Genomic DNA, 25,827 nt, shown 5'->3' with positions numbered 1-25,827 from the left:
AACAAATTGTGAGTTCCTTCGAGTGTACTCGTGACTCTGGATCATGTACAATAAAAGGAAATCTGTATGCTTTTTTAGGAGGTTAGACCACATGCCTGTGCGCAAAGAGTCGATCCAAATCATATCCGCAGTTCGTTCAAATCTGGAATCCTGTATTATGGGGAAATCCTTTGAAATTCAACTTTTACTTACAGCTTTGCTTGCAGGCGGGCACGTTCTGATTGAAGACGTACCGGGAACTGGCAAAACGCAATTAATCAAGGCATTATCGAAATCCATGCGTGGTGAGTACCGACGCATTCAATGTAATCCTGATATTCTACCAAGTGATATTACGGGGGTATCTGTGTTTCATCCGAAGGATGAGCGGTTTTACTTCCGGCCAGGTCCTGTGATGACCAACATTTTGCTAGCTGATGAGATTAACCGGGCCACAACAAAAACCCAATCGGCTCTGCTCGAAGTGATGGAGGAGCGCAGTGTAACCGTTGATGGTGATACGTATGATCTGCCACATCCATTCATGCTCTGTGCAACTCAGAATCCGATTGATTTTGAAGGTACGTATACTTTGCCGGAAGCACAACTCGACCGGTTTATGTTGAAAATAAGTCTGGGTTATCCTGATAAGGAAATTGAGAAAATTCTATTGAAACAGCATCAGCTCGGTCAGCCTGTAGATCGCCTTGAATCCGTGACTCATATGGACCAGATCTCGGCAATCCAGCAGGAGATTAAAGAGGTCTTTATCGGTGATCCGGTTATGGACTATTTGTTGGATGTTGTTCGCCAAACCCGCTCCCACCCATCTGTATTGCTGGGTGCCAGCCCACGGGCAGCCATATCGTTCATGATGGCCGTAAAAGCCTTTGCTTTCTTGCAGGAACGTGATTATGTGCTTCCGGATGATGTGAAAACGATGGCCCCTTATGTGATCTCTCATCGTATTGTGCTTCGTCCCGAATCGAGACTGGACAGTATGAGTTCCGAGGCCGTTTTGAAAGCCGTACTCCAGCAAGTACGCGTGCCCGTCTCCATGGGGCAATAGTTCATGAAGCCGCTTTTTAGAACAGTCAATAGAGGGTTACGCCACCCACGCGTATGGAGCATCGCAATGGTGTGGATGTGCTGTCTGGCTTATGTTTTGTTTCAGGGCGGGAAGACATCCCTTATGTTGCTGTCGATGGTGACCCTGCTCTGTGTGTATCTTGCCATTGCTGGATTTAGCGGGGTAAGACGTGCTCAAGGAGTTCGTAGGTTATCTTCTGGTCCAGACCACGAAGAATTGCTGCATGCGGGTGACCAGGTTCAAGTACAGCTGAGTCTGACGATTCCGGGATTCCTCCCGCTTCCCTATGTTGTTGTACGTGAAATGCTGCATCGGCACAACGGAGAATCGTGGTCGTTCAAGGAAAGTTTGATTCCCAATATGCGAGGGAATGGCGAGTTGTCTTTTCAGACACCGCCACTTGAGCGGGGAAAGTATGTTTTTTCGGAAACGGAATGTGCCAGCGAGGACATATTTGGACTGATTGAACATCGAGGAAAGTTTAAGGCCAAAGGTGAGTTTCGTGTACTGCCAAGAACCGTATTTATTCCATATTGGCAGCTCTACGACCGCAAATCACGGTTATCCGGTCCTCAGACGGCGTTAACCCGTTCACGGAGAGAGACCACTCAGATCAATGGTGTACGTGACTACGTATACGGAGATCGACTTTCCCGCATTCACTGGAATGCCACGGCAAAGACAGGGAACTGGAAGTCCAAGGAGTTTGAACATGAGTCTGTGCCCAAAACCATTCTGGTTCTGGATGCGCTGGCATCAAGTTATGAACATGGGGATGCTTTCGAAATTGCCGTTTCCACGGCTGCCTCTCTGCTGGAGTATGGTGTCAGGGAACGAATGGGGATGGGGCTGTTGACATTGTCAGAACAGACATCCTTCATGGCCCCCAGTGAAAGTCTGATGGAACGACAGAAGATGATGCATCATCTGGTGGATATTCAATATAACGGTCAGGATACCCATCTGTTGCCCGGCGTGGAAAGAATCGTACGTCAACTGCCTCAGGGAGCCTACTTTGTCGTGATTTCTCCCCAGAAGGATGAAAAAATAATGGAACTGTTGCGCTGGGCCGATACGCGGGGCATGACTCCATGTCATATTCTGATCGATACCAGTGAATCCCGCCGGAGTGCGGAGTGGAATGCCATGTTGCGTGGAAGAGGCACGAGGTCATTCACTGTTTCTCACTTGCAGGAGCTTCCAACGGTGATGGGGGGAGGTTCTGTATGAGTACAAAAGGAAATGAAAGTATTGCAGGCAAGCGATCCTGGTATCATGCAGCGTCGTTGCTCTGGATTTTCCTGATTGGAATGCAGTGGATTTCATTTACGCAGGAATCGTGGTACACGGAAACCACTTCTCTGGTGTTATGGACACTTGCAGCGGTCAGTGTGCTGGAGGTCATTCTGCCCTTCAAAACGATGTATCGGGCGATCATCAAGGCGGTCGTTGTTGGTTACATTTTGCATAAAACGCTAATTGATTATACGGTGTACATCCCTTATGGCTCTTTAACGGACCGAGCGGAACAATTCATATTACACATGACGCCGTACATCTGGTTCTCCCTGTGTGCATGGGTGATGCTTGAAGCTGCGCTTCGACTCGTGACCACAACACGTCGCATTCTTGTTTTTCTGGGTGTTAACATCATTTCGATGGGGATTCTCGATTCTTTCACTCAGATTCCGCTCTGGATTGAAATCGCGTGGGTGATGTTTGCGGGGATGGGATGGCTCGTATGTCAGCATTTCCGTAACTATCAGCTACAGTATCCACAAGGTTGGAAACGAATCATCCGTTATCCTTATAAGGTCCTGGCCAATATTGCTATTATCTTTTCTTTGATTATTGTAGCCAGCGTTAATATGCCGGAGATTCCACCCACCTTGACGGATCCATACACAGCTTGGCGTAACTATACCGGAACTTCTACCAATCAGGCTGGTAATGGAAACCTTGATATTCCGGCGGCTACCGAATCGGGATACAGCAGGGAAGACAATCAGCTTGGTGGAGGATTCAACTTCGACTATACCCCTGTCATGTCTGTCACCACCAATGAGCGCAGTTATTGGCGCGGTGAGACACGTGCAGAGTATACAGGCACAGGCTGGGATGACCGTGGACGGGGTTCAACAGAGAATGTTGAAGCCGGACAGCCTCTGGAGAACCAGGAATCCGGTAATGTGAATACCAAACAAGTGACTCAGAATGTAACGATGCTGAATGATAATGTCTATCCGATTCTCTTCGGTGCTTATTCGATCGCTGAAGTTAGCTCGATTAATGGTGAAGACAGAACGGAACGGATGTTGTGGAATGCCGAACAGGCTGAACTTCATGTGGTGACAGACCGTCAGCAACCGCAGTATCCCAAGACGTATACTGTCGTATCGGAAGCCCCTGTGATTGTGGAAGATGAGCTTCGTACGAAGTCATTTGAAGATCTGTATAACAGTAATCCGGCAGATGATATGTACTTGCAGTTACCATCCCGTTTCCCTGACCGGGTGTCAGATCTAGCAGCCGAGATAACGGCATCTGCGAATACTCCGTATGAAAAAGTGGCATTACTGCAAAACTATTTACAAACTAATTTTGAATACACGAACAATCCGGATTTATCTCGAAAAGTAAGCAGCGACTTTGTGGAAGGTTTCCTGTTCGACATTATGGAAGGCTACTGTGATTACTTCTCCACTGCGCTGGTGATGATGGCGCGCTCGGAGGGCATTCCTGCAAGGTGGGTTAAAGGTTATGCGCCTGGACAACTGTCCCTGAATTCGGACATGCAGGCTCCACGTCAACCTGGCGCGGAGATTGAGACGACCTACACCGTTACCAATGCAGATGCACACTCCTGGGCAGAGGTCTATTTTGGTGAGTATGGATGGATTCCTGTTGAAGCAACGCCGGGCTTTGATATGCCGCTGCTGACGGAACAGCCTGATGTACAACCTGTAGATGAGCCTGAAGAAGAGCCAGAAGAGGAGCCGGTACAAGAGGAAGAGCAGACCCCTGCACCTGAGCAGACATCGTCTGCCATCCCGACTTTTGTTATCTGGGCTGCAGGAGCCATTATCGTATTGTGGGTAACATATATGTTCTGGCGTAATCGTTTCTCCATGCGATTCTTCCTGCTTCGTCTACGGACAGGTGGACCGCTCACCCCTGAACAGAAGGTAGTGGCAGAGACCGAGCGTTGGATTCAGTATGTGAAACGCAAAGGGTTGACCCGGAGCGGAGACGAGACACTTCGTGAATCGGTAACCCGCTGGAGCCAGGCAAAACCTGCTGCAGAAGCAACATTGCATGAGCTTCTCACGAAGTTTGAACAGACTCGTTACAGTCCAGCGTCCGTAACTGCCGACGACTGGAAGGGCGTCTATCAGACCGCCTTGAAGCTGCGGAAGGAACTGAAAGCGGAACGGGCATAGTTGTTGCCCGTCCCGTTTTTCCTTTTTTCCTATGCCATCAGGCGCTGTATGCATTTTCAGGAAAGACGGATTTGTGATATAGTGTGTCGTATGAAACTGAGGTGACTTCTTTGTTTAAAATGTTAATGCCCAAGCTGCGTGTAGACACGGTTTTTGACATTAATCTGGAAGAGCTGTACGCTCAAGGCTACCGTGGAATTATAACTGATCTGGATAACACACTCGTTGGAGCCAAAGCCGCTGACGCTACGCCCGAACTGATTGAATGGTTTGCACGTGTGAAAGAGGCGGGTTTCAAGCTGATGATTGTGTCCAATAACAATTTGAATCGTGTATCCCTGTTTGCGACCCCGCTGGATATCCAGTTTGTGCATAGTGCACGCAAACCATCGAATGTACCGTTTCGTAGAGCAATGAAAATGATGGAGTTATCTCCTGAAAACACGATTGTAGTAGGTGATCAGATGCTTACGGACGTTTATGGAGGGAACCGAATGGGGTTATATACCGTTCTGGTACTGCCAATCTCCATTGGGGACGAAGGTTTTATGACCCGCTTCAATCGACGCGTGGAACGGATTGCTCTAACGAGTTTACGCAGGAAAGGCTTATGGCTTGAGGAGGAAAAGAAGAAATGACAGAACCGCATAACGGCAATCTTGCCGTAAGGTGCAGCGGATGCGGCGTGCATCTGCAAACAGAAAATTCGGAATTACCAGGGTTTATCCCCGAGAAGGCATTGGATCGTGAACCGGTTATATGCCAGCGCTGTTTCCGCATCAAAAACTACAATGAGTCATCATCCGTTACGGTGGATCAGGACGAATTCCTGGCGCTGCTTAGCAAAATCGGGGATAAGGATGCACTTGTCATCCATATCGTTGATTTGTTTGACTTTGATGGCAGCATTATCTCCGGTCTGCAACGTTTTGTAGGCAACAATCCGGTATTGCTTGCTGTGAACAAAACGGACTTGCTTCCGAAAGTAACCAACTGGAACAAGGTTCGCAACTGGGTACAGAAGCAAGCCAAAGAACAGGGTTTGCGTACCGTGGATGTAGTCTTGTGCAGTGCAAAGCAAAATCAGGGCTTCGACCGACTGCTTGAGCTTGTAGGAACGTATCGCGAAGATCGTGACGTGTACGTGGTTGGTGGTACCAATGTGGGTAAATCCACACTGATTAACCGTCTGATTCGTGATTACAGCGATCTGGAGCAGGAGCTGACCACATCCCGTTATCCGGGAACAACGCTGGATATGGTGAACATTCCGTTGGATGATGGAAAATATATCATTGATACGCCTGGAATTGTGTATCCATGGCGTTTCAGCGAGATTGTTTCACGTAAGGATCTCGCTGCCATCATGCCTGAAAAACCGCTTAAACCGGCTGTGTATCAGTTGAATTCCGGTCAGACGCTGTTCTTTGGCGGCATGGCTCGATTTGACTTTGTGGAAGGTGATCGCCAGTCGTTCACTTGTTTTATCAGCACTGCGCTTGATATTCATCGGACGAAGCTGGAGCGTGCAGATGATCTATACCGCGACCACCTGGGAGAATTGTTATCTCCGCCAACCCGTGAGGATGCAGCAGAGATGGCGGAATGGACCAGACATGAATTCCGCATCAAACGCGGCAGTCAATCGGATGTATTCATCTCGGGTCTGGGCTGGATTAAGGTTAATGGCGATATTGGAGCACTTGTTGCTGTGCATGCTCCAAAAGGCATTCGTGTACAGATCCGTCCATCCTTAATCTAATGTAATCTCAGAACCTGTACATCAGAGCGGATTGGAGGCGGACCTATGTCTGAGGATAAAAAGGACAACCCTTCACTTCCCGTGTTGCTTGGCGTTATGGGTGATCCTATTGCTCATTCCAAATCACCGGCAATGCACAATGCGGCCCTGCAGGCTGCAGGAGTGAATGGAATGTATATGCCGCTGCATGTTCATCCGGATCAATTGGAAGCGGCAGTTCGGGGAATTGTGGCATTGGGCTATCGTGGTGTCAATGTCACGATCCCGCATAAAGAGCAGGTGATGCAGTACCTGGATGTGATCGATGAAAGTGCTCGCCTGATTGGTGCGGTGAATACCATCGTCAATGAAAGTGGAACACTGACAGGGTACAATACGGATGGTATTGGCTATGTCCGATCGTTGAAGGAAGAGGCTGTGCCTGAGCTTGCGGGTAAACGTATTGCTGTACTGGGAGCAGGTGGAGCGGCAAGAGGCGTTATATACGCACTTGCATTGGAGAAGCCTGAGCAGATTCACATTCTGAATCGTACAGCGGACAGGGCTGTTGCACTTGCTTCGGATTTACGGGGCCATGGCTTGGGAGAAATATCAGGCAGTGGCATGGAAGACGCTGCGACGGTCTTGGCTACGGCTGATATTGTGATCAACACAACGGCTGCCGGAATGTATCCTCATGTTGATGACGTGCCGGTTGATCCCGCACTAATTCGTGAAGGCGCAGCAGTGAGTGATCTGATCTATAATCCGCTGGAGACCCGTCTGCTTCGGGAGTCGCGGTTACGAGGATGCACAGTGCACGGTGGTCTGGGGATGTTTGTATACCAGGGCGCAGTGGCCTTTGAACATTGGCTCGGCATTCCGGCTCCTGTGGAGACGATGAGACGTGCTGTACTAAACAGTTTTGAAGTGTGAAAATAATAATTGAATGGTCAGGTCCGGACAGTTTTTGTGCTGTCGATCAGGTCCTGCTCAACATAAGGAGTATGGAGTATTCATGTTAAACGGTAAACAAAAGCGCTTTTTGCGGTCACAGGCACATCACCTGACCCCTGTATTTCAGATTGGTAAAGGTGGAACCAACGAGCACCTGTTCCGTCACATCGAAGATGCGATTGAGAAGCGCGAATTGATGAAAGTGCAAGTGTTGAACAACAATGACGAGGACAGAAAAGAGATGGCAGAAGAAGTTGCCCGTGAAACGGGAAGTGAGCTTGTACAACTCATCGGTAACACAATCATCCTGTACAAAGAATCTCGCGATAACAAACAAATCGAATTACCTAGATAAGGGAGCGTGACGCAGGTGAAGATCGGCATCATGGGTGGTACGTTTGATCCGATCCACATGGGACACCTCCTGGCAGCTGAAGCGGCAAGGGACTCGCATGCACTGGATGAGATCTGGTTCATGCCTTCCCATGTTCCACCTCACAAACGCGGAGCCGGAGCTTCGGGACAGCAACGTCTCGACATGACGGAAGCGGCTGTGAAGGGTGTGCAGCAATATGAGGTGCTGGATATCGAGATGGAATTGGGCGGAGTGTCTTATACCATTGATACGATGAAGGAACTGTGGCGTCGCCATCCTGAACATGAATTCTATTTCATTATCGGGGCGGATATGGTGAACTATCTTCCCAAATGGGAGCAGATTGAAGAGCTTGCAGAACGCTTAACCTTTATAGGTGTTGGTCGGCCGGGCTTCCAGTTACATCTGGATGATTTGCCAGACGAGTTACAGGATCGGGTCCTGCTGGCCGAGATGCCCTTGGTCGATATTTCATCGACAGCCGTGCGCAGACGTCTGGCCAAAGGACATTCGGTACGCTTCATGATTCCTGATGAAGTGCACCAATACATTGTAAGGAGCGGTTTATATGGGACTAAGCCGTGAGGAACTGATTCAAGCCGTATCCGGACAAATGCCGGAGAAACGCTGGAAGCATACACTGGGCGTGATGGAATCGGCAGTGATGTTGGCTAATAAATACGGTGCTGATCCTGTGAAAGCAGATCTGGCAGCGATATTGCATGATGTGGCGAAGTACTGGCCCGTAGCGGAGATGGAAGCGGTCATCCGTGATAACGGATTAAACCAGGAACTTCTTCAGCATGACAAGCAGCTATGGCATTCCGAAGTCGGTGCTTTTGTAGCCGAGCGTGATTACGGTGTAACGGATTCCGAAGTTATTAATGCCATCCGGTGGCATACCTCGGGTCGGGTAGGCATGAGCTTGCTGGACAAAGTGGTATGTCTTGCCGATTACATTGAACCGGGACGAGATTTCCCAGGAGTGGATCACATTCGCGAACAGGCTGAACGTAGTCTAGAGGAAGGTTTAATTGCCGGATTCGATTCGACGATCAGCTTGCTGATCTCGCAACGACGTGTCATTTATCCTTTGACCATGCTGTCGCGGAATGACTTAATTGCACAATTATAGAGGTTGTTCAAAAAGTCCACTTTTGATTACGAAGGATGCCTAGCGGCATCATCAGCATCGAATATGAAATTCAGCCGAAATGTCCGTTGCTCACGTAGTTATCCTACGCTCCGCTACTCCATTTCTAGCTTTATTCCATCTTCTCGGTACTGAAAACTGATCTTTTTGAACACACAATTATAGATTATGGAGGTTGGTTCATGACAGTATCATCGAAAGAACTTATGAATATGGCGGTTACTGCCGCTGACGACAAAAAGGCATCCAATATTGTAGCATTGGATCTGATTAATGTTTCTCTGGTGGCGGATTATTTTGTTATTTGTCACGGGAATTCCGATACACAGGTACAAGCCATTGCCACTGAAATTCGCAAACAGGCTCATGCAGCCGGAGCGACGATCAAAGGTATCGAAGGTATGGATTCTGCACGTTGGGTACTGATGGACATGGGCGATGTTGTTGTTCATATCTTCCACCGCGACGAGCGTGAATACTACAACATTGAACGACTCTGGTCTGATGCCAAAGTGGTGGAAACTGTATGAGTTTGATTGCTGGAACAGTCGTCTCTTTGCCGGTTTCACGTGAAGTGTCTCCGTTTGGCTTCTTTTTGACGACAGGATCGGAAGATGTACTTCTTCACTACACCGAGTTAACGCGGGATATTAAGATTGGTGAGACGCTTGAGGTATTTGTGTTCTTTGATACGGAAGATCGTCTGGCCGTAACGATGAAAAAGCCTTATCTCATGCTCGGCGAAATGGCACGACTGGTTGTGGCTGATGTTCACCCACGACTGGGCTGTTTCCTGGAAATGGGACTTGGACGGCAATTGCTGCTTCCTATTCGTGAACTGCCTGAACTGGAAGAACTGCGTCCTCAAGTGGGGGATGAAGTCTTTGTAATCATGGAACATGACAAGCAAGGACGTCTGCGTGCCAAATTGGCCGGGGAACGTGAACTTTCACCATTGTCTTTCCATGCTCCAACTTCATGGTTAAACGAGTGGGTTGAAGCGACGGTATACAAGCCACTGCAGATGGGTACTTTTGTACTTGTAGAGGGCGGTGTACTGGGCTTTGGCGCAATTGGCATGATTCATTCATCCGAACGTAGTCATATGCTGCGTCTTGGTGAAAAAGTGAAATGTCGGGTGACACTGGTACGTGAAGACGGACGTGTGAATCTGGCCATGACTCAACTCAAACAAGTTGGACGTAACGAAGATGCAGACAAGCTGCTCGCCTTTATGAAAGAGCGTCCAATGGGCGGCATGCCTTACTCGGATGCAACTCCGCCGGATATCATCAAGCAGCGCTTTGGCATCAGTAAGTCTGCGTTCAAGCGTGCCTTGGGCAAATTGATGAAGGATGGACTGGTGGTTCAAAAGGAAAGCTGGACGTATCTGGCCGAATCTGCTCCTGCAGATCAAAGTGAAGACAAGTAATCTTCCTGATTAAATATTTGTAACATTGAACTAGGAGAAGGCAGGGCTAGGCTGGGTAAACACCGGATACCCTGCTTTTTCTTTTGTTAGATCAGGATTGGAAAATGAAATTGAAAGTGCGGTGCCTGACATGTCTTACCGGAAATTTGCCTATGTCTATGATGAATTAATGGAAGATATGCCTTATCCGGACTGGATAAGGTTTGCAAGAACAGCCTGGGAACATCATGGAATGCCCAAAAGTGTCGCAGAACTTGGTTGTGGAACGGGCTCCATTACGATCCCGCTCGTGAACTCCGGTTTTGAAGTTACAGGCATTGATCTTTCAGCAGATATGCTGTCGGTTGCGCGCAGCAAGATGGAGGCCACGCCTCAGGGTCATCGCTTGTACCGCGAAGGCAGTGTACGTTGGGTGCAGCAGGATATGCGGGATTGGCGAGTTCCGGAGCCTGTGGATTCGGTTATATCTTTCTGTGATTGCGTTAATTACCTGCTCGAACAAGAAGATGTTGTTCGTACATTCCAGCGCACATATGAGATGTTGAAACCTGGTGGAACGTTCCTGTTTGATGTTCACCATCCCAATACCCTTATTCGTTATGATGAGGAACAGCCTTTTGTATTGGATGAACGCTCCGTATCGTATATTTGGACCTGTGGATTGGATCAAGATCGTTGTGAGATTGAGCATCATCTGAGTATCTTTTCACGTGTGGATGATGGTAGCAAGGATATGTACCAGCGTTTTGAAGAAGTTCATGTCCAGCGCGCGTATAATCCGGACTGGATGAAGCTGGAGTTATCCAAGGCAGGTTTTAAAGACGTGAAGGTATATGCGGATTTTGAATGGAAAGAAGCTGGAGACAGCGCACAGCGCTTGTTCTACGTGGCTGTGAAGTAAGAAGGAAAGATGACAACTGTCCTTATGTATCGTGCATAAGGACAGTTTTTTTTGATTTTCCATGGAGAATGAATAGCAATAGTCTTAAATAGGATAAAGGAATGCTAGGAAAGACATAACGAGGTGACAAAAAGTATTGCCAGTTAAAGTAAAGGAGGCGATAATAGTCGGATAGAAAACGTTTTCTGAGGAAATAAATCAAATGTCAATGTGAGGTGTAGAAATGGAAAGTACATATAAAACAAGACTTACGTCAGAACAGTTGAATGCCATAATAGAGCAGCATTTCTCTGCAAGTATAGAGGACTACAAGGAAATGGTGGATGGCTGGGCCAATCATGCATATCTCATCACACTGAGTGACGCACAGCGAGTGGTACTGAAAATTGCACCGTCGGATTCGACAAATCTGATGCGCTGTGAGCAGGATCTCATGATTGCCGAAGTTGAGGCACTACGCCTCATCACGGAGCTACAGGATGTTCCCGTACCCCAAGTGTTGGCTTATGATGATTCATTAACTATGGCTTCAGCGCGTTATTTTATCATGGAGTACATGTCTGGAGCACCCTATAATCAGGTCAAGGATCAATATTCTGTGGAAGAGCAGGAGGCCATTGAACACCAGCTCGGTCTGTACAATCGTCGAATTAATGAAATCAAGGGCGAGAAGTTCGGATATTTTTCGGAGCATAAACAACGTTATTCTACATGGAAAGAAGCATTTATGAATCTGATGGATGATATTCTTACCGACGGGGAAGAAGCTGGAATCACATTTTCGATTGATTACCCTGAATTGAGACGTTTGATTGAAGAAAAAACGGATGTGCTGGACGATGTCAAAGAACCTGTGCTTGTGAGTTGGGATCTGTGGGATGGCAATGTTCTGGTTGACAAAGGTCGCATCACAGCGATTATTGATTTTGAACGTTCTCTGTGGGCAGATCCTCTGATGGAGCATTACTTTAGTCATTTTAACTATACTCCCGGATTCGTGAAGGGATATGGGCATGCGATTACCACTGAAAGTGAGCTGAAAAGAAGAAGTCTCTATGACTTGTACTTTGATCTGGTGCTGCGCATTGAGTGTGCCTATCGTCAATATGATAATCAGGAACATGTGAATTGGACTATTCATAATCTGGAGGAAGGCATTGAGCGTTTTCGGATATCCTGAACAGCAACGAGTATTATGAACGGTACGAACCGTAGACTTCATGATGGCGATTATAACGTGTAATATTGACTTTGGGCTTGCTTTTTTATATAATGGTCCCGATATTGTATACATATTTCGATGATAAGGATCAGTAGTAATTCCTGTACATAACAGAGAGCCGGCGGTTGGTGCAAGCCGGTTGACAGTGATTTGCGAACTCGCCTTGGAGAAATGCGGTGATTACACCATTCTGTTTAACCTGCTTGTATAAAACTTGGGTTCAGGAATGGAAATCCGCATCGGTTAACCGCCGTTACAGGTCCAAAGGGAGTGGATGACGAAGTACGTTCGTCCGCTAACTAGGGTGGTACCACGGGAATTCAACCTCTCGTCCCTAGCGCTGCAAACGCTACGGGATGCTGAGGTTTTTTTGTTGCAATTAAAGCTAACGCGAATAACCTGAAGGAGGAACAATAGATGAGTGAAAATAACCAGCCGAAACACGGCTATCAGCCACAAGTCATGGAAAAAAGTTGGCAGCAATACTGGGATGCAAATAAAACGTTTAAAACGGGTGAGGACCCTGCTAAACCGAAATTTTATGCGCTGGATATGTTCCCTTATCCATCCGGTTCAGGTCTGCACGTAGGTCACCCGGAAGGATATACGGCAACGGATATCGTTTCCCGTTACAAACGTATGCGCGGTTACAATGTATTGCACCCAATGGGTTGGGATGCTTTCGGTCTGCCTGCTGAGCAGCATGCACTGGATACAGGTGAACATCCACGAGATATTACATTCCGTAATATTGACAATTTCCGTCGCCAGATCAAATCGCTTGGTTTCTCCTATGACTGGGATCGTGAGATCAGCACAACGGACCCTGAATACTATAAATGGACGCAATGGATCTTTATCCAACTGTATAATAAAGGCCTCGCTTATGTGGATGAAGTAGCAGTTAACTGGTGTGAAGCACTTGGAACGGTACTGGCTAATGAAGAGGTTATTGATGGCAAGAGTGAACGTGGTGGACACCCGGTTGTACGTAAACCGATGCGTCAGTGGGTTCTGAGAATTACCGAGTATGCAGAGCGTCTGTTGGAAGACCTGGAAGAGCTGGACTGGTCTGAAAGCATCAAGGATATGCAGCGCAACTGGATCGGTAAATCGACAGGTGCAGAAGTTGTATTTGCCATTGAGGGTCGCGAGGAAGTCATCAAGGTGTTTACTACCCGTGCGGACACATTGTTCGGTGCGAGCTTTGCAGTACTTGCTCCGGAACATGAATTGGTAGAAGCAATTACAACCGATGACCAACGTGAAGCGATTCAGGCTTATCAGGAGCAGGCTTCTCGTAAAAGTGATCTGGAACGTACAGATTTGGCCAAAGACAAAACAGGTGTATTCACTGGAGCTTATGCAATCAACCCTGTTAATGGTGCAAAACTGCCGATCTGGATTGCCGATTATGTCCTTGCTGGTTACGGTACAGGTGCAGTTATGGCTGTTCCAGGTCATGATGCACGTGACTGGGAATTTGCGAAGCAGTTCGGTCTGGATATCATCGAGGTTATTCAAGGTGGAGACGTTACACAAGAGGCGTATTCGGGTGATGGCGCGCATGTGAATTCCGATTTCTTGAACGGACTGAACAATGAAGAAGCGGTTGCCAAAATGATTGCTTGGTTGGAAGAGAACGGTAAAGGACAAGGGAAAGTGACCTATCGTCTGCGCGATTGGCTGTTCAGTCGTCAGCGTTACTGGGGTGAGCCAATCCCGATTCTGCATCTGGAAGACGGAACGATGAAGACCGTACCGGAGGATCAACTTCCACTGCTGCTGCCTGATATCGACCAGATCAAACCTTCGGGTACAGGAGAATCACCACTGGCGAATGTTACGGAGTGGGTGAATACGGTAGATCCGGAAACGGGAATGAAGGCACGTCGTGAGACCAACACCATGCCACAATGGGCGGGTAGCTGCTGGTATTACCTGCGCTTTATCGATCCGCACAATGACAAGGAACTGATCTCCAAGGAGAAACAGCAGCAGTGGTTGCCAGTTGATCTGTACATTGGCGGAGCAGAGCACGCGGTGCTTCACTTGCTGTACGCTCGTTTCTGGCACAAAGTGCTGTATGATCTGGGTGTTGTGGAGACCAAAGAGCCTTTCCACAAACTGGTGAACCAAGGTATGATCCTGGGTACCAATAATGAGAAAATGAGTAAATCTCGTGGTAATGTCATTAACCCGGATGAAATCGTGAATGAATTCGGTGCAGATACATTGCGTCTGTACGAGATGTTCATGGGACCATTGGAAGCGACAAAACCGTGGAATGCAAACGGGGTTGAAGGCATGCACCGCTTCCTGTCACGTGTATGGCGTCTCTTCATTAACGAAGACACAGGAGCCATCAATGACAAGATTACGGTGGACGGTGGAACGGATGAGTTCAAACGGACTGCTCACAAAACGATCAAAAAAGTTACGGAAGATCTGGAACATCTGCGCTTCAACACATCCATCAGCCAGCTGATGATTTTCATCAACGATGCATACAAAGCGGACACACTGCCTCGTGAAGCGATGGAGAAATTTGTACAGCTGTTGTCACCACTGGCACCGCATATGGCAGAGGAACTGTGGAGCCGTTTGGGTCATGAAGGTGGAATCTCTTACGTGGCTTGGCCTGAATATGATGAGTCCATGACAGTGGATGCGGAAGTAGAAATCGTTGTTCAGGTAAATGGTAAAATTGTAACTCGTGCTACAATCGCGAAGGATCTGGATGCACAAGGTATGCAGGACTTTACGATGGAGCTGGCACCTGTTAAGCAGGCGCTGGAAGGCAAGACCATTCGTAAGGTCATTGCCGTTCCAGGCAAACTCGTTAATATTGTTGCCGGTTAATCTCACCGGCTCGGAATAGTTCATCCAGCTTTAACAAATCTTCATCATATTTGTCATGTGTCGTGTGGATCAGGCTGTCGAAAACGCCGTCAAGACTAACCTTCAGCAGTGCGAGTGCCTGAGCGGTAATACCGCCAGGTACAGCGACACGAGCCTGAAGCTCTTGCGGGGTGTATCCTCCTTCGGTGAGCAGCTTGCCTGTTCCCAGGAGCATTTCGCCAGCCAGAGCGCAGGCATCTGCCCTTTTGATGCCGGTCAGCTTCACTGCACTTTCGATCCACTGTTCCAAAAAGAACGATATGAATGCAGGTCCGCAGCTGGAGAAGTCGGATGTGATTCGTGTACAGGCTTCATCCACTTGGTACGGCCTGCCTATATGACTGAGCAGACTTTCCAACACAGCGCGGTCTTCACTGGTCATTCGTTCGCCATGTATGCAGAGGGATGCTCCACTGCCGACTTGGTGTGTGACGCTGGGAATTACCTTGGAGACTTTGCAAGGAAGTGAAGATTCCAGATGTCGCAGCTGCACGGGACTGGTGATCGAGACAATTATATGATTGGGATTCACGACAGGCAGGATGTCGTCAATAACATGTTTGAATTCAAGCGGCTTCACGCACAGGAAAATGATATTACTTCGGATCACCGTTTCCCGATTGCTCTGGGATTCATGCAGACCGGGGTAACGGAGGGATAACTGACGTACTTTGGACGGGGTTCGATTGCTGGCCGCGATCTGCCGGGGCTCAAGTGCACCCGATTGGATCAGGGCATAGATTAGCAGGCTGCCCATGCTGCCGGTTCCGATAAATCCAACCTTCATTGTTTCAGGCCTCCTTTCATGCTTTACGGTACTGGCGCAGTTCATTCCCTCTATTCTATGCGTGAGGACCTGTTTCACATGACATGAAAAATGCACAACTTGTTTCATCAGGAAAGTTCAACGGTTCGGAAGCACCGCCCGTGTTCGAAATGAATGATTTTGAATTCAGGGAGAGGTGTGGAAGAATGAGATGGAACAAAGGGATGACCATTGCTGCTGCGGTGGTTGGAAGTATACTTATATTATGGTCGGGCAAAAGTGAACAACCACCTAGTGGCTGGGAACCCTTGCAGCTCGGCACCGAGAAGCCGACGATAGAGCAGGAACTCCCTGCTGTACTGTCGGCTACTTCGGTTCAGGGCAATACAGGAGCATCTTCGGGAGCGGATGCAAGTGGGATGCAGACTGGGAATGAGGCTAAGGCAGAAGAGTCTAAAGAGCTTGCGAGCGTTGGGGTTGAAGGTGATTCGGGAGTTCAAACTCCAAATCAGACGAACGATAATCCTTCAGATACGGCTACTTCAATTGAACCAGTGGCGCAAAGTACGAATTCGAATCCTTCGGTTACCTCCGAGACGGGCTCGAACAGTAACCCACCTGTAGTTCGTGAGGAAGCTAGCGACAATGGGAAGATTGATGTGAATACTGCACCTGTCTCCAAACTTACGGAGCTTCCCGGAATTGGAGAGAAGAAAGCTCAGGCTATTGTGGACTATCGGAATGCACATGGTCCTTTTGCAAAAGTCAGTGATCTGACAAAGGTCAAAGGAATCGGTATGAAGATGCTGGAGAAGATGGCGCCGTATGTGCAGATCCGTTAATATTAAAATATAAATTGTGTTAAGCGGGAGGAAAGCAGCATGAGTACAGAGGTACGCAAGGACTGGGATACGTATTTTATGGACATCGCGTATATGGTTTCCACTCGTTCCCGCTGTTCGCGTCGACATGTGGGTGCCGTTCTTGTTCAGGGAAAGAAACTGCTGGGAACAGCCTATAATGGTGCACCCACCGGCGTCCCGGATTGTTCTGAAGCAGGTTGCATGATATCGGAAGAGTATGAGTTGGTCGTGACCGATGGGCAAGAAGAAATGGTGAAAAAGCAACGATGCATTCGCACAATCCATGCGGAGCAAAATTTGCTTTTATTCACAGATCGAATCGACCGCGAAGGCTCGTCCGTGTACGTGACTGACGAACCGTGCTGGACATGTGCCAATATGCTGGCGAATAGCGGGATAACAGAAATCGTGTTTCATCGTTCTTATCCTAAAGATACCGGCAAGGTTACCAATATGATGGACCAGAAGGGCATAACGTTCCGCAGGCTGGAGAATTACCAGCCCCCGCGGGAAACGATGATGACCGTGAGCAATTAATGTGAATATGGTCGAATATGTGAGGGAGAACCTCCGGCAAGCCTGAATTGGCTTTCCGGGGGTTTTTCTGCGTTCAACGGGTGAAATGAAGGAGGGGTAGAAATGAAAGGCAGGCCGTTATTAAGTTTTACGATTTGTTGGTTGTGCGGGAGCGGGATAGCATGCGCGTTAACAGGCTGGACGTTAATCTGGGGGTTAATTGGAGCTCTGGCATGTTTGCCACTTTTACTTCGTTTTATGGATGTACGTGGATGGTCTGTTTTACTTTTACTCGCTGCCTTTATTGGAGGTGCTGCACATTGGGAGTGGAATGACGCACGCAATCATAGCAGTCTGCCGGAGACCATGCATATCGCTGCTCATGAGTTGGACGGATGGCCAGCTGAAATTCAGGGTGAACTGGTGTCAGATGTACGTATTGATGGAGATCGGGCTAACTTTAAGATGCAGATGTCTTCAATATTGCCAACGTCGGATTCGTTAGCAGATACAGATCTTGCAGTATCATCTGTATTCAACATAGATGAACAATTAATGGTACAAGTCAGACTGTTGGAGGAAGAAGAACAACAGGTAGCAGCGGGCTGGAAGAGGGGCGATTTGATTGTACTTAATGGTTCTTTTGCCCTTCCTGGCGAAGCAAGAAACTTTGGCGGGTTTGATTATCGCAGTTATTTGCGAACCCTGCATATCCACTGGTTGTTCAAAGTGAAGGGAGCCAGTTCGGTAACAGCAGTTGCTCCTGAGGGACTTGGACAATATAACATACTACGGTGGACAGATTGGACTAGGCATAAGTTGGGCTCGGCGGTTGAGCAGTTATTTCCAGAGCCTCATGCAGGATATATGAAGGGGCTTATTATCGGGATGGCTACTGATATCGATCCGGGTACCTATGGTCAGTTTTCACAACTGGGTCTAACGCATATCCTGGCAATATCCGGGACCCATGTCGCTGTATATGTAGCTTCTCTTCTCCTTATTTTATCCTGGCTAAGGCTTACCAGAGAGACGGCACTTACGATTGTTCTGATCCTGGTGCCAGCTTATGTACTGTTATCCGGAGGTTCACCTTCAGTGATTCGGGCAGGAATGATGTCCATGCTTGGGTTGTACATGGCACGTCGTGGTCTCGCCAGAGACGGCCTTCAGATGATTAGTGCAGCAGCGTTGCTGATGATGTGGTGGGACCCGTACTTTTTGCTGAGTGTGAGTTTCCAGTTATCCTTTCTTGTAACCGCAGGTTTGATGATCTATATGCCACTGATAAACCGGTTGTTCAGCAGTTGGCCGAAATCTCTGGCTGCAACAGCATCCGTTACCGTAACCGCTCAGCTGATTTCGTTCCCGGTAACCATTCTGTACTTCAATCAGTTCTCATTACTCTCATTTGTGGCTAACTTTCTGCTGGTTTCTTTGATTAGCGCCATTGTATTACCTCTGGGGACGGTCGCCATGTTATTGTCGTTTATATGGGTTCCCTTGGCGAAACCCCTCGCATGGATCGCGATGCAACTGAATCAACTGACATTTGTAAGCGTGGAGTGGATGAACAGCCTGCCAGGTTTTGTATTGATCTGGGCAACACCGCCCTTGTTATGGATAGCTGCATATTATGCCGTGTTGTATGCCTTACTCTACTTGTTGCATCGTGGCAACGGTGAGCAGCGAGAAACAACGTTTGTTGAGGAAGAGACGGCTCCGCTTGTGAGGCGACAACCTTCAATTTCAATGGGGAATATGGGTATTCGCTCTTCGATGTCTACCATGGCACAGGATCAAGGTAAGAACCGTGTAGATGGAAAAGAAACTTCATTAACGACATTAGGAGCCAGTATTGCCTGGCCGGAGTATGCAAGTGCATTTACCGCACGAGGTGCAGGTTATTATTCAAATGTACGAATGAGTAAAGCTCAGCAATGGTTGTGCGGGTTGCTGGCGCTCAGCTTTATTGCTGGATTATGGTGGGCATATCAGACTCCCAAGCCTGCTGGAACCGGCATCGTGCAGTTTTTGGATATTGGACAAGGGGACAGCACTTTGATTACGACCCCGGAAGGCAAACACATTCTGGTAGATGGCGGGGGAACGGTTAGTTTTGGGAACACCGAACAATCGTGGAAAACAAGACGTGATCCGTATGAGGTAGGTGCCAAGGTGGTTGTTCCTTTATTGAAAAAAAGAGGTATCCATCAACTGGACGCTGTAATTGTAACGCATGCCGATCAGGATCATGCCGGAGGACTACAGGCTGTACTGGAACAGATTCCGGTTAAACGTTTCATGTTTAATGGCACAACCAGTGGTAAAGAAAACTTTGATAAGTTACTGAATACAGCCATGGAAAGGAAAATTCCTCTGTACGCCATTCAGCAGGGCATGTCCTATAAGGCTGATAAGGAGACAAGTTTACATTTTATAGCTCCGGATCTGGCACATATGGATGTGAATGTATCGAGCAGTTTACCTGTATCTGAACATCAGAATCATGATTCCGTTGTCTTTTTGCTGGAAATGGCGGGGGCTTCCATGTTGTTCACCGGAGATATGGATGCTGCGGCCGAGCAGGACCTGCTCTATATGATTCAGGATGGCTCGTTGGCTGCCCAGTTTGAACACAAAGGTGCAGATATTGGAGTTACAGAGGGAGTTGTACAAAGGGTACTTACACGCCCGTTGCAGGTTGATTCAAAAGATGCTTCAGCGGCGGCGTCTGTATCCATTGACGTTCTAAAGGTCGCTCATCATGGTAGTAAAACGTCGTCCACCGAAGCCTGGCTCCAATACTGGAGCGCCAAAACCGCTGTGATATCTGCAGGAGTTAACAATACATATGGGCATCCCAATCCGGGAGTGATGGAACGTCTGGAGGCTACCGGGTCGGATATTTATCGGACAGATCAGATGGGCGAGGTTCAGATTAGAGTAAAGGATGGGAAGATTGATATTAGGTACAAGTTGTTTGGAGTTGAGTGACGGCACACGATCTATTTATCGGTGAGTAGAAGAGTGAAGAAAACTCCGATTTAATACCAACTGTAAGGTTAAAAAGACAAGAGAACATACCACAATGTGGATAGTTTGAGCAGAAAAAGTATTGAAGTTACGTGTAAATATCGAGTAGGTGACCCCACCTGTGAAGCCTAATAGAACATATGCGGCAATAGCAACGAGCAATCTCATATACGTATTATCTTTTTTTCTGCATAAAAGTAATCCATCCACCAATATAGAAAGGGGCGTAAGTAAGAAAAGTAAAATAGCGAGGTTAATCAATAATCCAACTGCAAATTTATACCCGAATGAATAATAGTAAGTATTCTCTAATCTTTCATCTATAGGGACATAGTGATATATCCCCATTGCAAGTGAAATGAACACTGCAGTTAATACAGCTGCAAGTATTTTTCCGCGGGGGATTTTAATTCTATGGTTTTTTGTCATTATGAGTATTAACCTCCATCTTGAATAACAATATTCAACAACTGATAGACTTAGGGATACTATATTTTAACATACACAGGCTGAGAAAGAATGAGTGAGCAACATTGAGAAAGTAGTACATGATTGACCACTAACAGAAAAAAAGTCGTTCCGCTGCGAACGACTTTTTTTGAATTGCATGATAATAACACATTTCAATCGTTATGCGCTATAAGGATACTTTGGCTGTCTCTTAGGGAAGTTGACTAGGAAGGAATTACTCTCTTGCTTTTGAGATACTAATCGGCAAGCTAATTATAGTTGCGCTGAATAAGTTGAGTATGTGATCAATTTGATCCCAACTTTTATGCCCTATTATCATATTAAATGCAATGAATAAAGCACTACTGAGTAGAAAGAATCCCAGGAAGTATTTGAAAAATATTTTTAGATTCATCTAGTCTCCCGCATATCCATTTAGATGTTTGTTACGGTTGCACGCCCTATTTCGTTTGTAATATGTTTTCTATTTTAGATTATTAAATGCAATCATTTGTATTTGGTTTGTTGGAGTTATGTAAATGTATGGTTTTAGTTGCGGTTTTATTATTGTTAGGTGATTTTTGTTGCAGGATTATGGTTGTTTTTACCGAATAATAGTTAGGCCCGCCTTGAGGAAGGGCTAGAGATACCAAAGTGACCATATCAGATATCAAAATTGAGAAGATTAAATACGGTGATCGAAGTTACTCTATTATCTTCCGTAATGCAAAAGGAAAAACCGTTTCTGCCTACGCAGGAGGTGCACCTTCCAGTGTGACGGAGATGCTTGCCGATTCCAACCAATTCTTCTCTTCTGATCCGTATAAGAAATACAATTGGTCCAAGTCCACTTGGAATAAAATCATTGCTGGAGAAGTAGCTTTAGGAATGAACATAACTCAGGTGCGCCTTGCATGGGGAGATCCATCGAGCATTACGTATGAAACGAGTTCAAAAGGCAAAATCGAGGTTTGGGTGTATGCCAGCTCCGCAGGCATAAGAGCTTTAGGGTTTCTCAATGGCAAACTGATGGCGATTTACTGATGAATATACCAATTAATCGCTTCATTTGATTGCAGGTTACAGCACAGCACAAAAAAAGCCCGCTTTCCGTTACACTCCACGAGGGAGAATATCGGAAAACGGGCCATTTTTTCAAAATGTAGAAGAAATATAAGAACTATTCTACGCCATCCTTAAAGTGTTTGTTCCAGTGTTTATCGCCCTTGTGCAACAGATCTTCTACCGTTTTCTCAAGAGTCATCAACAGTTGTGCTCTCACATCAAGTACGGTTTCTCTGTACAAGCGTTCTTCCGTTCCAACGATTTTATCGCCGTATAATGCCTGTGCAGCTACGTACTTCCGATGTTCCTCAACCAGAGTATCAATGGAGTCCAATGCATGTTCCACAAAGTGGGAAATACTTTGATATTCTTTGGGCATTTGTTCTTTTAAAGCTTGAATTTTCGCAAGAGCTGGCATGCTCATCACCTCGTGTTTATGAATGTAAATTTACAATACACTATTTTCATGAAAATTGCATTAAAAACAGCTTAAATTTGGACAAATTTCGACTTTTTTTTATTTTAGGACCCAAAAAAGTGCTTATCTATAATGTATGCCATTGCATTTGAATTGAGTCGTGTAAGTAATGGAATCCCTTTTGGATACGTTTGGTGACTCGTTATGCAATTTCTGTTATTCTAAGAGAAGATTTCAGCGGCCCTAATACATACGCCGTTATTTTGTTATGGCAAATTAAAAAAAAACTTAACTTTGCAACAATTTTATTGATGATCACGTCTGTAAGGTTGCAGGGAGAGGGGGATCCTTTGTGGTAGAGCCGGAACTCATCAGAGCCGCTCAATCGGGCGATCGCGACGCTCTAATTACCCTATTGCGGGAGATTGAACAACATGTCTATCGGACCGCATATTACATTCTAAATAATGAACAGGACGCTTTGGATGCTGCGCAGGAAGCGTTGATCCGAATTTACACCAAAATCAATTCATACGAAGAAAAGGCCCAATTCAAAACATGGGTACAACGCATCGTCACAAACATCTGTATTGATAAATTCAGAAGAACCAAGCCGTCTGTCTCCATTGACGAACATGACATGGTTTTTCAGGATAATCAGGATGTGGAGTACGAGGTCATGTCTACATATGTGGCCCAAGACATTCAGGATGCGATCAACAAGCTTCCCGAGCATCATCGTATCGTTATTGTTCTAAGATATTTGCAGGACTTATCCTACAATGAAATTGCGGATTGTCTCGATCTTCCGTTGAATACGGTGAAATCTTATTTATTTAGAGCCAGACAGCAATTACAGAATCTACTACAGGAATATCAGAAAGGTGGTGTGACAGGATGAAATGCGAAGAGGTGGTGGAATGGATGCACCGCTATCTGGATCATGATCTGGGCGAGGCGGAAACCGCTCAGATGCTACAGCATGTGGCGAAGTGTCCGGAGTGCGCCGAGAATTTTAGTTTACTCAGAGCTCTTTCCAGAGAACTGGAAGAATTACCGCAAGTAAGCCCGAAATTTAGTCTGGTTGATGCGATTATGCCACAGCTTGATGCTATTGACGAAGCGTGGAAGGAACAAAGTAGCACCATACAGGAAATGAATCCTGTCCCCGCTGCATTTGAGAATCTACAACGTTCAAGTGAGCGGAAAACGAAGCAAAAATGGCTTAACTCGATGGCAGGACGTATGTCGGTGGGTGCAGCGGCTGCGGCAGTTGTATTGGGATTCGCCATCTGGGGATATCAGCCTGAACAGATTGAGAATGCCGATTCCATGTTGATGAGCTCTGGAGCTTCTCAAGAGAGCGGCAATGTGGATGAAAATCCATTAAGCAAGAATATTGAAAATTATGATCCTGCCACTTCGTCCCAACCAAGTAGCAACGATGTGTTTGTGGATCAATCGAATGTTTCACCAACTAAACCAGATAACCAAGACGTAGAAACAATGCCTGAAGAGAACGGTGGAGATGAGGTACAGGAGCCTGAAGTTCAGTCAGATCCGACACCTCAACAACCGGCTACTGAATCAACGCCTGCTCCGAATAAAGGACCGCAGGATAATTCGTCCAGAACTCCTTCGACCGATAATCAGAAGAATCCTGCTCAAAACCAAGATTCTGAGCAGAGAATTCAGGGATCAGGAGATTCTCCTAAATCTTCTGCAGATGGGGAAGAGAGTGGAGTAACAGAAACAGAAAATGGAGATGCGCAATCCTTCACTTCTCAGGATACAACACCTAATATGACTGAAGATGCTCCGGTTGAAGGTAACACTGTACCTGATTCCAGTGCAGGTGCAGACGCTTCTGGAGGAAACAAAGGATTCGCAGCAGGACCGGATCAGGGAATGGCTACAACAGCAGCACCGAAAGAATGGAAATCACCTGACGGCTCTTATGTAGTTATGCTTATTGGTGATCAAATCAGCATATACTCCAAACCTGCCGACGAACCGGATGTTCTAAATTTGGTTGAACAACGCAGCATAGAGGGGACACTGAAGTCAGCGAGTTGGTCGAAGGATGGTACCCTATTTAATTACGAAACGGACAAGGACGGAACAACAGCGAAGAACTCGTTTAATGTACCTGCTGTTTCAGGTGGAGCTCCTGCGAAATAATTAAAAATGGGGAGTGCGCTCCTCTAAACGAAAGAACATTTTCAGTATGACAAGCATATAGTGGAAGTAACAAAACGTCCTATCTCAGTTCAAACAACTGACGTCGTATGACCGCGCACCGGCTTTTTCTAGAACTGCTGGTGTCAGCGTTTATATAGATGTAGGACAGGGGACCTTCATCCATAACTGGATGTAAGGTCCCTTTGTTGTCTTGCGTTTTTTCTGGTAGGATAAGAGGGATAAGGAGGCGCCGTGAATGGATGTAAAAAGTGCAACAAAGGCAATACGTAATGGAGAAACGGCACCGATCTATGTGCTGTACGGAACGGAGAAGTACCAGATACAGCAATTTACGGATATGTTAAAAGAACAGGTTATTGAAGAAGAACATCGTGATTTTGCGATTATTCCATATGATTTGTCTGAAACGGCTGTGGAGGTCGTTATTGAAGAAGCAGAGACTGTACCTTTTCTGGTTCCACGCAAATTAATAATTGTAAGAGACGCGAGCTTGTTCACCGCAGGTAAAGAATCCAAGATTGAACATCAGGTTGATCGTCTGCTTACATATATGGAGAATCCGGCAGATTACAGTACGATTGTTTTCCTGGCCCAAGGGGATAAGCTGGATGAGCGTAAGAAACTGGTGAAAGCTGTCAAGAAACAGGCAGTAGTTCTTGCTTTTGCTCCACTCAGTGGAGAAGAGTTATTGAATTGGATAGTGAAACTTGCGAAGCAGCGGGATGTTTCCTTGGAGACGGGAGCGGCGGAAACGTTGATCAGCTATGCAGGAACAGGTCTTCAGACCCTGTCTGCTGAAGTAGACAAGTTATGTTTGTTTGCGGGTAATGGGGGGACAATCAAGCGTGCTGATATCGAGTCACTGGTTGCCCGTAGTACAGAGCAAAATGTATTTTCACTGGTGGAGGAACTTGCTAATTTGCGACTGGAGAAAGCGTTGGCTCTTTTCTATGAGTTGCTGAAGCAGCGGGAAGAACCGATTAAAATTGCGGCATTAATCGCACGCCAGTTTCGGATCATGATCCAGGTGAAAGAGTTGGGCCAACAAAGTTACTCCCAGCAGCAGATTGCCAGTCAGCTTGGGCTGCATCCGTATGCTGTTAAGATTGCGGGTGAGCAAGCCCGTAAATTTCAGCCGGAACGTCTAAGAATGATTCTGAGTCACCTCAGCGAATTGGATTACCAGATGAAAACAGGAGCGGTGGATAAAGTGCTTGGTCTGGAGCTGTTCTTATTGAGACTTGGTGCGTGAATGAATACGTAAACGTAATAGATTACTAGTGTGAATAACAAACAAAGCGACCTTTGCTCCATGATGG

General features: G+C 46.7%; 24 protein-coding genes and 1 other annotated feature. Of the genes, 21 read left to right on the top strand and 3 right to left on the bottom strand.

Going from position 1 to position 25,827, the window contains the following annotated elements:
• The first annotated feature begins 91 nt into the window (after positions 1–91).
• The 14 genes from MKZ13_RS21905 to leuS all read left to right on the top strand — a co-directional run bounded on the left by MKZ13_RS21905 (position 92) and on the right by leuS (position 15,153).
• Positions 92–1,048, top strand: a complete 957-nt coding sequence (locus MKZ13_RS21905) for a MoxR family ATPase (protein WP_221821935.1) — start codon at positions 92–94, stop codon at positions 1,046–1,048.
• 66 nt (positions 1,049–1,114) lie between these two features.
• Positions 1,115–2,299: a DUF58 domain-containing protein gene (locus MKZ13_RS21900; RefSeq protein WP_339185431.1), complete on the top strand. Its 1,185-nt coding sequence runs from the start codon at positions 1,115–1,117 to the stop codon at positions 2,297–2,299.
• The gene (locus tag MKZ13_RS21895) at positions 2,296–4,509 is read left to right on the top strand and encodes a transglutaminase domain-containing protein (protein WP_339178120.1); all 2,214 of its coding nucleotides are present in this window, start codon (positions 2,296–2,298) and stop codon (positions 4,507–4,509) included. Before MKZ13_RS21900 ends, MKZ13_RS21895 begins: the two co-directional genes overlap by 4 nt.
• A gap of 110 nt (positions 4,510–4,619) precedes the next feature.
• Entirely contained in the window at positions 4,620–5,147 is a 528-nt protein-coding gene (locus tag MKZ13_RS21890) for a YqeG family HAD IIIA-type phosphatase (RefSeq protein WP_221822062.1), read from the top strand.
• Positions 5,144–6,271: a ribosome biogenesis GTPase YqeH gene (gene yqeH, locus MKZ13_RS21885; RefSeq protein ID WP_017687184.1), complete on the top strand. Its 1,128-nt coding sequence runs from the start codon at positions 5,144–5,146 to the stop codon at positions 6,269–6,271. The genes MKZ13_RS21890 and yqeH overlap by 4 nt, the downstream gene beginning before the upstream one ends.
• Before the next feature lie 45 nt (positions 6,272–6,316).
• Entirely contained in the window at positions 6,317–7,186 is an 870-nt protein-coding gene (gene aroE, locus MKZ13_RS21880; protein ID WP_339178117.1) for a shikimate dehydrogenase, read from the top strand.
• 82 nt (positions 7,187–7,268) lie between these two features.
• Positions 7,269–7,562 (top strand): ribosome assembly RNA-binding protein YhbY, encoded by a 294-nt coding sequence (gene yhbY, locus MKZ13_RS21875; RefSeq protein WP_017687186.1) that lies wholly within the window; start codon positions 7,269–7,271, stop codon positions 7,560–7,562.
• Positions 7,563–7,577: 15 nt separating this feature from the next.
• Positions 7,578–8,168: a nicotinate-nucleotide adenylyltransferase gene (locus MKZ13_RS21870; RefSeq protein WP_076328126.1), complete on the top strand. Its 591-nt coding sequence runs from the start codon at positions 7,578–7,580 to the stop codon at positions 8,166–8,168.
• Positions 8,152–8,718 (top strand): bis(5'-nucleosyl)-tetraphosphatase (symmetrical) YqeK, encoded by a 567-nt coding sequence (yqeK, locus tag MKZ13_RS21865; RefSeq protein WP_339178115.1) that lies wholly within the window; start codon positions 8,152–8,154, stop codon positions 8,716–8,718. The genes MKZ13_RS21870 and yqeK overlap by 17 nt, the downstream gene beginning before the upstream one ends.
• Before the next feature lie 200 nt (positions 8,719–8,918).
• The gene (gene rsfS, locus MKZ13_RS21860; RefSeq protein ID WP_221821945.1) at positions 8,919–9,266 is read left to right on the top strand and encodes a ribosome silencing factor; all 348 of its coding nucleotides are present in this window, start codon (positions 8,919–8,921) and stop codon (positions 9,264–9,266) included.
• Positions 9,263–10,168: a S1-like domain-containing RNA-binding protein gene (locus tag MKZ13_RS21855; protein WP_221821946.1), complete on the top strand. Its 906-nt coding sequence runs from the start codon at positions 9,263–9,265 to the stop codon at positions 10,166–10,168. Before rsfS ends, MKZ13_RS21855 begins: the two co-directional genes overlap by 4 nt.
• A 130-nt stretch (positions 10,169–10,298) precedes the next feature.
• Entirely contained in the window at positions 10,299–11,069 is a 771-nt protein-coding gene (locus tag MKZ13_RS21850; RefSeq protein ID WP_339178110.1) for a class I SAM-dependent methyltransferase, read from the top strand.
• 223 nt (positions 11,070–11,292) lie between these two features.
• Complete coding sequence (locus MKZ13_RS21845; RefSeq protein ID WP_339178108.1) at positions 11,293–12,249, top strand: aminoglycoside phosphotransferase family protein; 957 nt, start codon at positions 11,293–11,295, stop codon at positions 12,247–12,249.
• A 111-nt stretch (positions 12,250–12,360) separates the two neighbouring features.
• Positions 12,361–12,630: a binding site (T-box leader), on the top strand.
• Positions 12,631–12,708: 78 nt separating this feature from the next.
• A complete protein-coding gene (gene leuS, locus MKZ13_RS21840) occupies positions 12,709–15,153 on the top strand; it encodes a leucine--tRNA ligase (RefSeq protein WP_074095915.1) in 2,445 nt (814 codons plus the stop codon).
• On the opposite strand, the gene comER is transcribed toward leuS, so the two are convergent.
• Positions 15,134–15,979: a late competence protein ComER gene (comER, locus tag MKZ13_RS21835; protein ID WP_036615122.1), complete on the bottom strand. Its 846-nt coding sequence runs from the start codon at positions 15,977–15,979 to the stop codon at positions 15,134–15,136. The genes leuS and comER overlap by 20 nt on opposite strands.
• Positions 15,980–16,164: 185 nt before the next feature.
• On the opposite strand from comER, the gene MKZ13_RS21830 reads away from it, so the two are divergent.
• From MKZ13_RS21830 to MKZ13_RS21820, 3 genes are all read left to right on the top strand, one after another.
• Positions 16,165–16,800 (top strand): helix-hairpin-helix domain-containing protein, encoded by a 636-nt coding sequence (locus MKZ13_RS21830; RefSeq protein WP_339178103.1) that lies wholly within the window; start codon positions 16,165–16,167, stop codon positions 16,798–16,800.
• Positions 16,801–16,839: 39 nt separating this feature from the next.
• Positions 16,840–17,358 (top strand): cytidine/deoxycytidylate deaminase family protein, encoded by a 519-nt coding sequence (locus MKZ13_RS21825; protein ID WP_339178100.1) that lies wholly within the window; start codon positions 16,840–16,842, stop codon positions 17,356–17,358.
• 102 nt (positions 17,359–17,460) lie between these two features.
• Positions 17,461–20,334 (top strand): ComEC/Rec2 family competence protein, encoded by a 2,874-nt coding sequence (locus MKZ13_RS21820; protein ID WP_339178097.1) that lies wholly within the window; start codon positions 17,461–17,463, stop codon positions 20,332–20,334.
• A gap of 15 nt (positions 20,335–20,349) precedes the next feature.
• On the opposite strand, the gene MKZ13_RS21815 is transcribed toward MKZ13_RS21820, so the two are convergent.
• The gene (locus MKZ13_RS21815) at positions 20,350–20,802 is read right to left on the bottom strand and encodes a hypothetical protein (protein WP_339178095.1); all 453 of its coding nucleotides are present in this window, start codon (positions 20,800–20,802) and stop codon (positions 20,350–20,352) included.
• Between the two features lie 675 nt (positions 20,803–21,477).
• Between MKZ13_RS21815 and MKZ13_RS21810 the strand changes: the two genes are divergently transcribed.
• Complete coding sequence (locus MKZ13_RS21810; RefSeq protein WP_339178092.1) at positions 21,478–21,867, top strand: hypothetical protein; 390 nt, start codon at positions 21,478–21,480, stop codon at positions 21,865–21,867.
• 136 nt (positions 21,868–22,003) lie between these two features.
• Here MKZ13_RS21810 and MKZ13_RS21805 read toward each other — a convergent pair whose 3' ends face one another.
• Positions 22,004–22,306, bottom strand: coding sequence for a hypothetical protein (locus MKZ13_RS21805; protein WP_221821956.1), 303 nt, complete (start codon positions 22,304–22,306; stop codon positions 22,004–22,006).
• A 352-nt stretch (positions 22,307–22,658) separates the two neighbouring features.
• On the opposite strand from MKZ13_RS21805, the gene MKZ13_RS21800 reads away from it, so the two are divergent.
• The 3 genes from MKZ13_RS21800 (at position 22,659) to holA (ending at position 25,760) form a co-directional block, all read left to right on the top strand.
• Positions 22,659–23,207, top strand: coding sequence for a sigma-70 family RNA polymerase sigma factor (locus tag MKZ13_RS21800; RefSeq protein WP_339178090.1), 549 nt, complete (start codon positions 22,659–22,661; stop codon positions 23,205–23,207).
• On the top strand, positions 23,204–24,487 hold the full coding sequence (locus tag MKZ13_RS21795) for a zf-HC2 domain-containing protein (protein WP_339178088.1): 1,284 nt from the start codon (positions 23,204–23,206) through the stop codon (positions 24,485–24,487). Before MKZ13_RS21800 ends, MKZ13_RS21795 begins: the two co-directional genes overlap by 4 nt.
• Before the next feature lie 256 nt (positions 24,488–24,743).
• Entirely contained in the window at positions 24,744–25,760 is a 1,017-nt protein-coding gene (holA, locus tag MKZ13_RS21790; protein ID WP_036668560.1) for a DNA polymerase III subunit delta, read from the top strand.
• Positions 25,761–25,827: the final 67 nt, after the last annotated feature.

The sequence above is a fragment of the Paenibacillus sp. FSL R5-0701 genome (assembly GCF_037973995.1).
In the GTDB taxonomy this organism is placed as follows: Bacteria; Bacillota; Bacilli; order Paenibacillales; family Paenibacillaceae; genus Paenibacillus.
This window is presented reverse-complemented; position numbering and strand designations above follow the sequence as displayed.

What these genes read in the sequence shown, in the direction of transcription:
- MKZ13_RS21905 (WP_221821935.1), top strand. Translation starts at nt 92, where the DNA reads ATGCCTGTGCGCAAAGAGTCGATCCAAATCATATCCGCAGTTCGTTCA.
- MKZ13_RS21900 (WP_339185431.1), top strand. Translation starts at nt 1,115, where the DNA reads ATGGTGTGGATGTGCTGTCTGGCTTATGTTTTGTTTCAGGGCGGGAAG.
- MKZ13_RS21895 (WP_339178120.1), top strand. Translation starts at nt 2,296, where the DNA reads ATGAGTACAAAAGGAAATGAAAGTATTGCAGGCAAGCGATCCTGGTAT.
- yqeH (WP_017687184.1), top strand. Translation starts at nt 5,144, where the DNA reads ATGACAGAACCGCATAACGGCAATCTTGCCGTAAGGTGCAGCGGATGC.
- aroE (WP_339178117.1), top strand. Translation starts at nt 6,317, where the DNA reads ATGTCTGAGGATAAAAAGGACAACCCTTCACTTCCCGTGTTGCTTGGC.
- yhbY (WP_017687186.1), top strand. Translation starts at nt 7,269, where the DNA reads ATGTTAAACGGTAAACAAAAGCGCTTTTTGCGGTCACAGGCACATCAC.
- yqeK (WP_339178115.1), top strand. Translation starts at nt 8,152, where the DNA reads ATGGGACTAAGCCGTGAGGAACTGATTCAAGCCGTATCCGGACAAATG.
- rsfS (WP_221821945.1), top strand. Translation starts at nt 8,919, where the DNA reads ATGACAGTATCATCGAAAGAACTTATGAATATGGCGGTTACTGCCGCT.
- MKZ13_RS21855 (WP_221821946.1), top strand. Translation starts at nt 9,263, where the DNA reads ATGAGTTTGATTGCTGGAACAGTCGTCTCTTTGCCGGTTTCACGTGAA.
- MKZ13_RS21850 (WP_339178110.1), top strand. Translation starts at nt 10,299, where the DNA reads ATGTCTTACCGGAAATTTGCCTATGTCTATGATGAATTAATGGAAGAT.
- MKZ13_RS21845 (WP_339178108.1), top strand. Translation starts at nt 11,293, where the DNA reads ATGGAAAGTACATATAAAACAAGACTTACGTCAGAACAGTTGAATGCC.
- leuS (WP_074095915.1), top strand. Translation starts at nt 12,709, where the DNA reads ATGAGTGAAAATAACCAGCCGAAACACGGCTATCAGCCACAAGTCATG.
- comER (WP_036615122.1), bottom strand. Translation starts at nt 15,979, where the DNA reads ATGAAGGTTGGATTTATCGGAACCGGCAGCATGGGCAGCCTGCTAATC.
- MKZ13_RS21830 (WP_339178103.1), top strand. Translation starts at nt 16,165, where the DNA reads ATGAGATGGAACAAAGGGATGACCATTGCTGCTGCGGTGGTTGGAAGT.
- MKZ13_RS21825 (WP_339178100.1), top strand. Translation starts at nt 16,840, where the DNA reads ATGAGTACAGAGGTACGCAAGGACTGGGATACGTATTTTATGGACATC.
- MKZ13_RS21820 (WP_339178097.1), top strand. Translation starts at nt 17,461, where the DNA reads ATGAAAGGCAGGCCGTTATTAAGTTTTACGATTTGTTGGTTGTGCGGG.
- MKZ13_RS21815 (WP_339178095.1), bottom strand. Translation starts at nt 20,802, where the DNA reads ATGACAAAAAACCATAGAATTAAAATCCCCCGCGGAAAAATACTTGCA.
- MKZ13_RS21805 (WP_221821956.1), bottom strand. Translation starts at nt 22,306, where the DNA reads ATGCCAGCTCTTGCGAAAATTCAAGCTTTAAAAGAACAAATGCCCAAA.
- MKZ13_RS21795 (WP_339178088.1), top strand. Translation starts at nt 23,204, where the DNA reads ATGAAATGCGAAGAGGTGGTGGAATGGATGCACCGCTATCTGGATCAT.
- holA (WP_036668560.1), top strand. Translation starts at nt 24,744, where the DNA reads ATGGATGTAAAAAGTGCAACAAAGGCAATACGTAATGGAGAAACGGCA.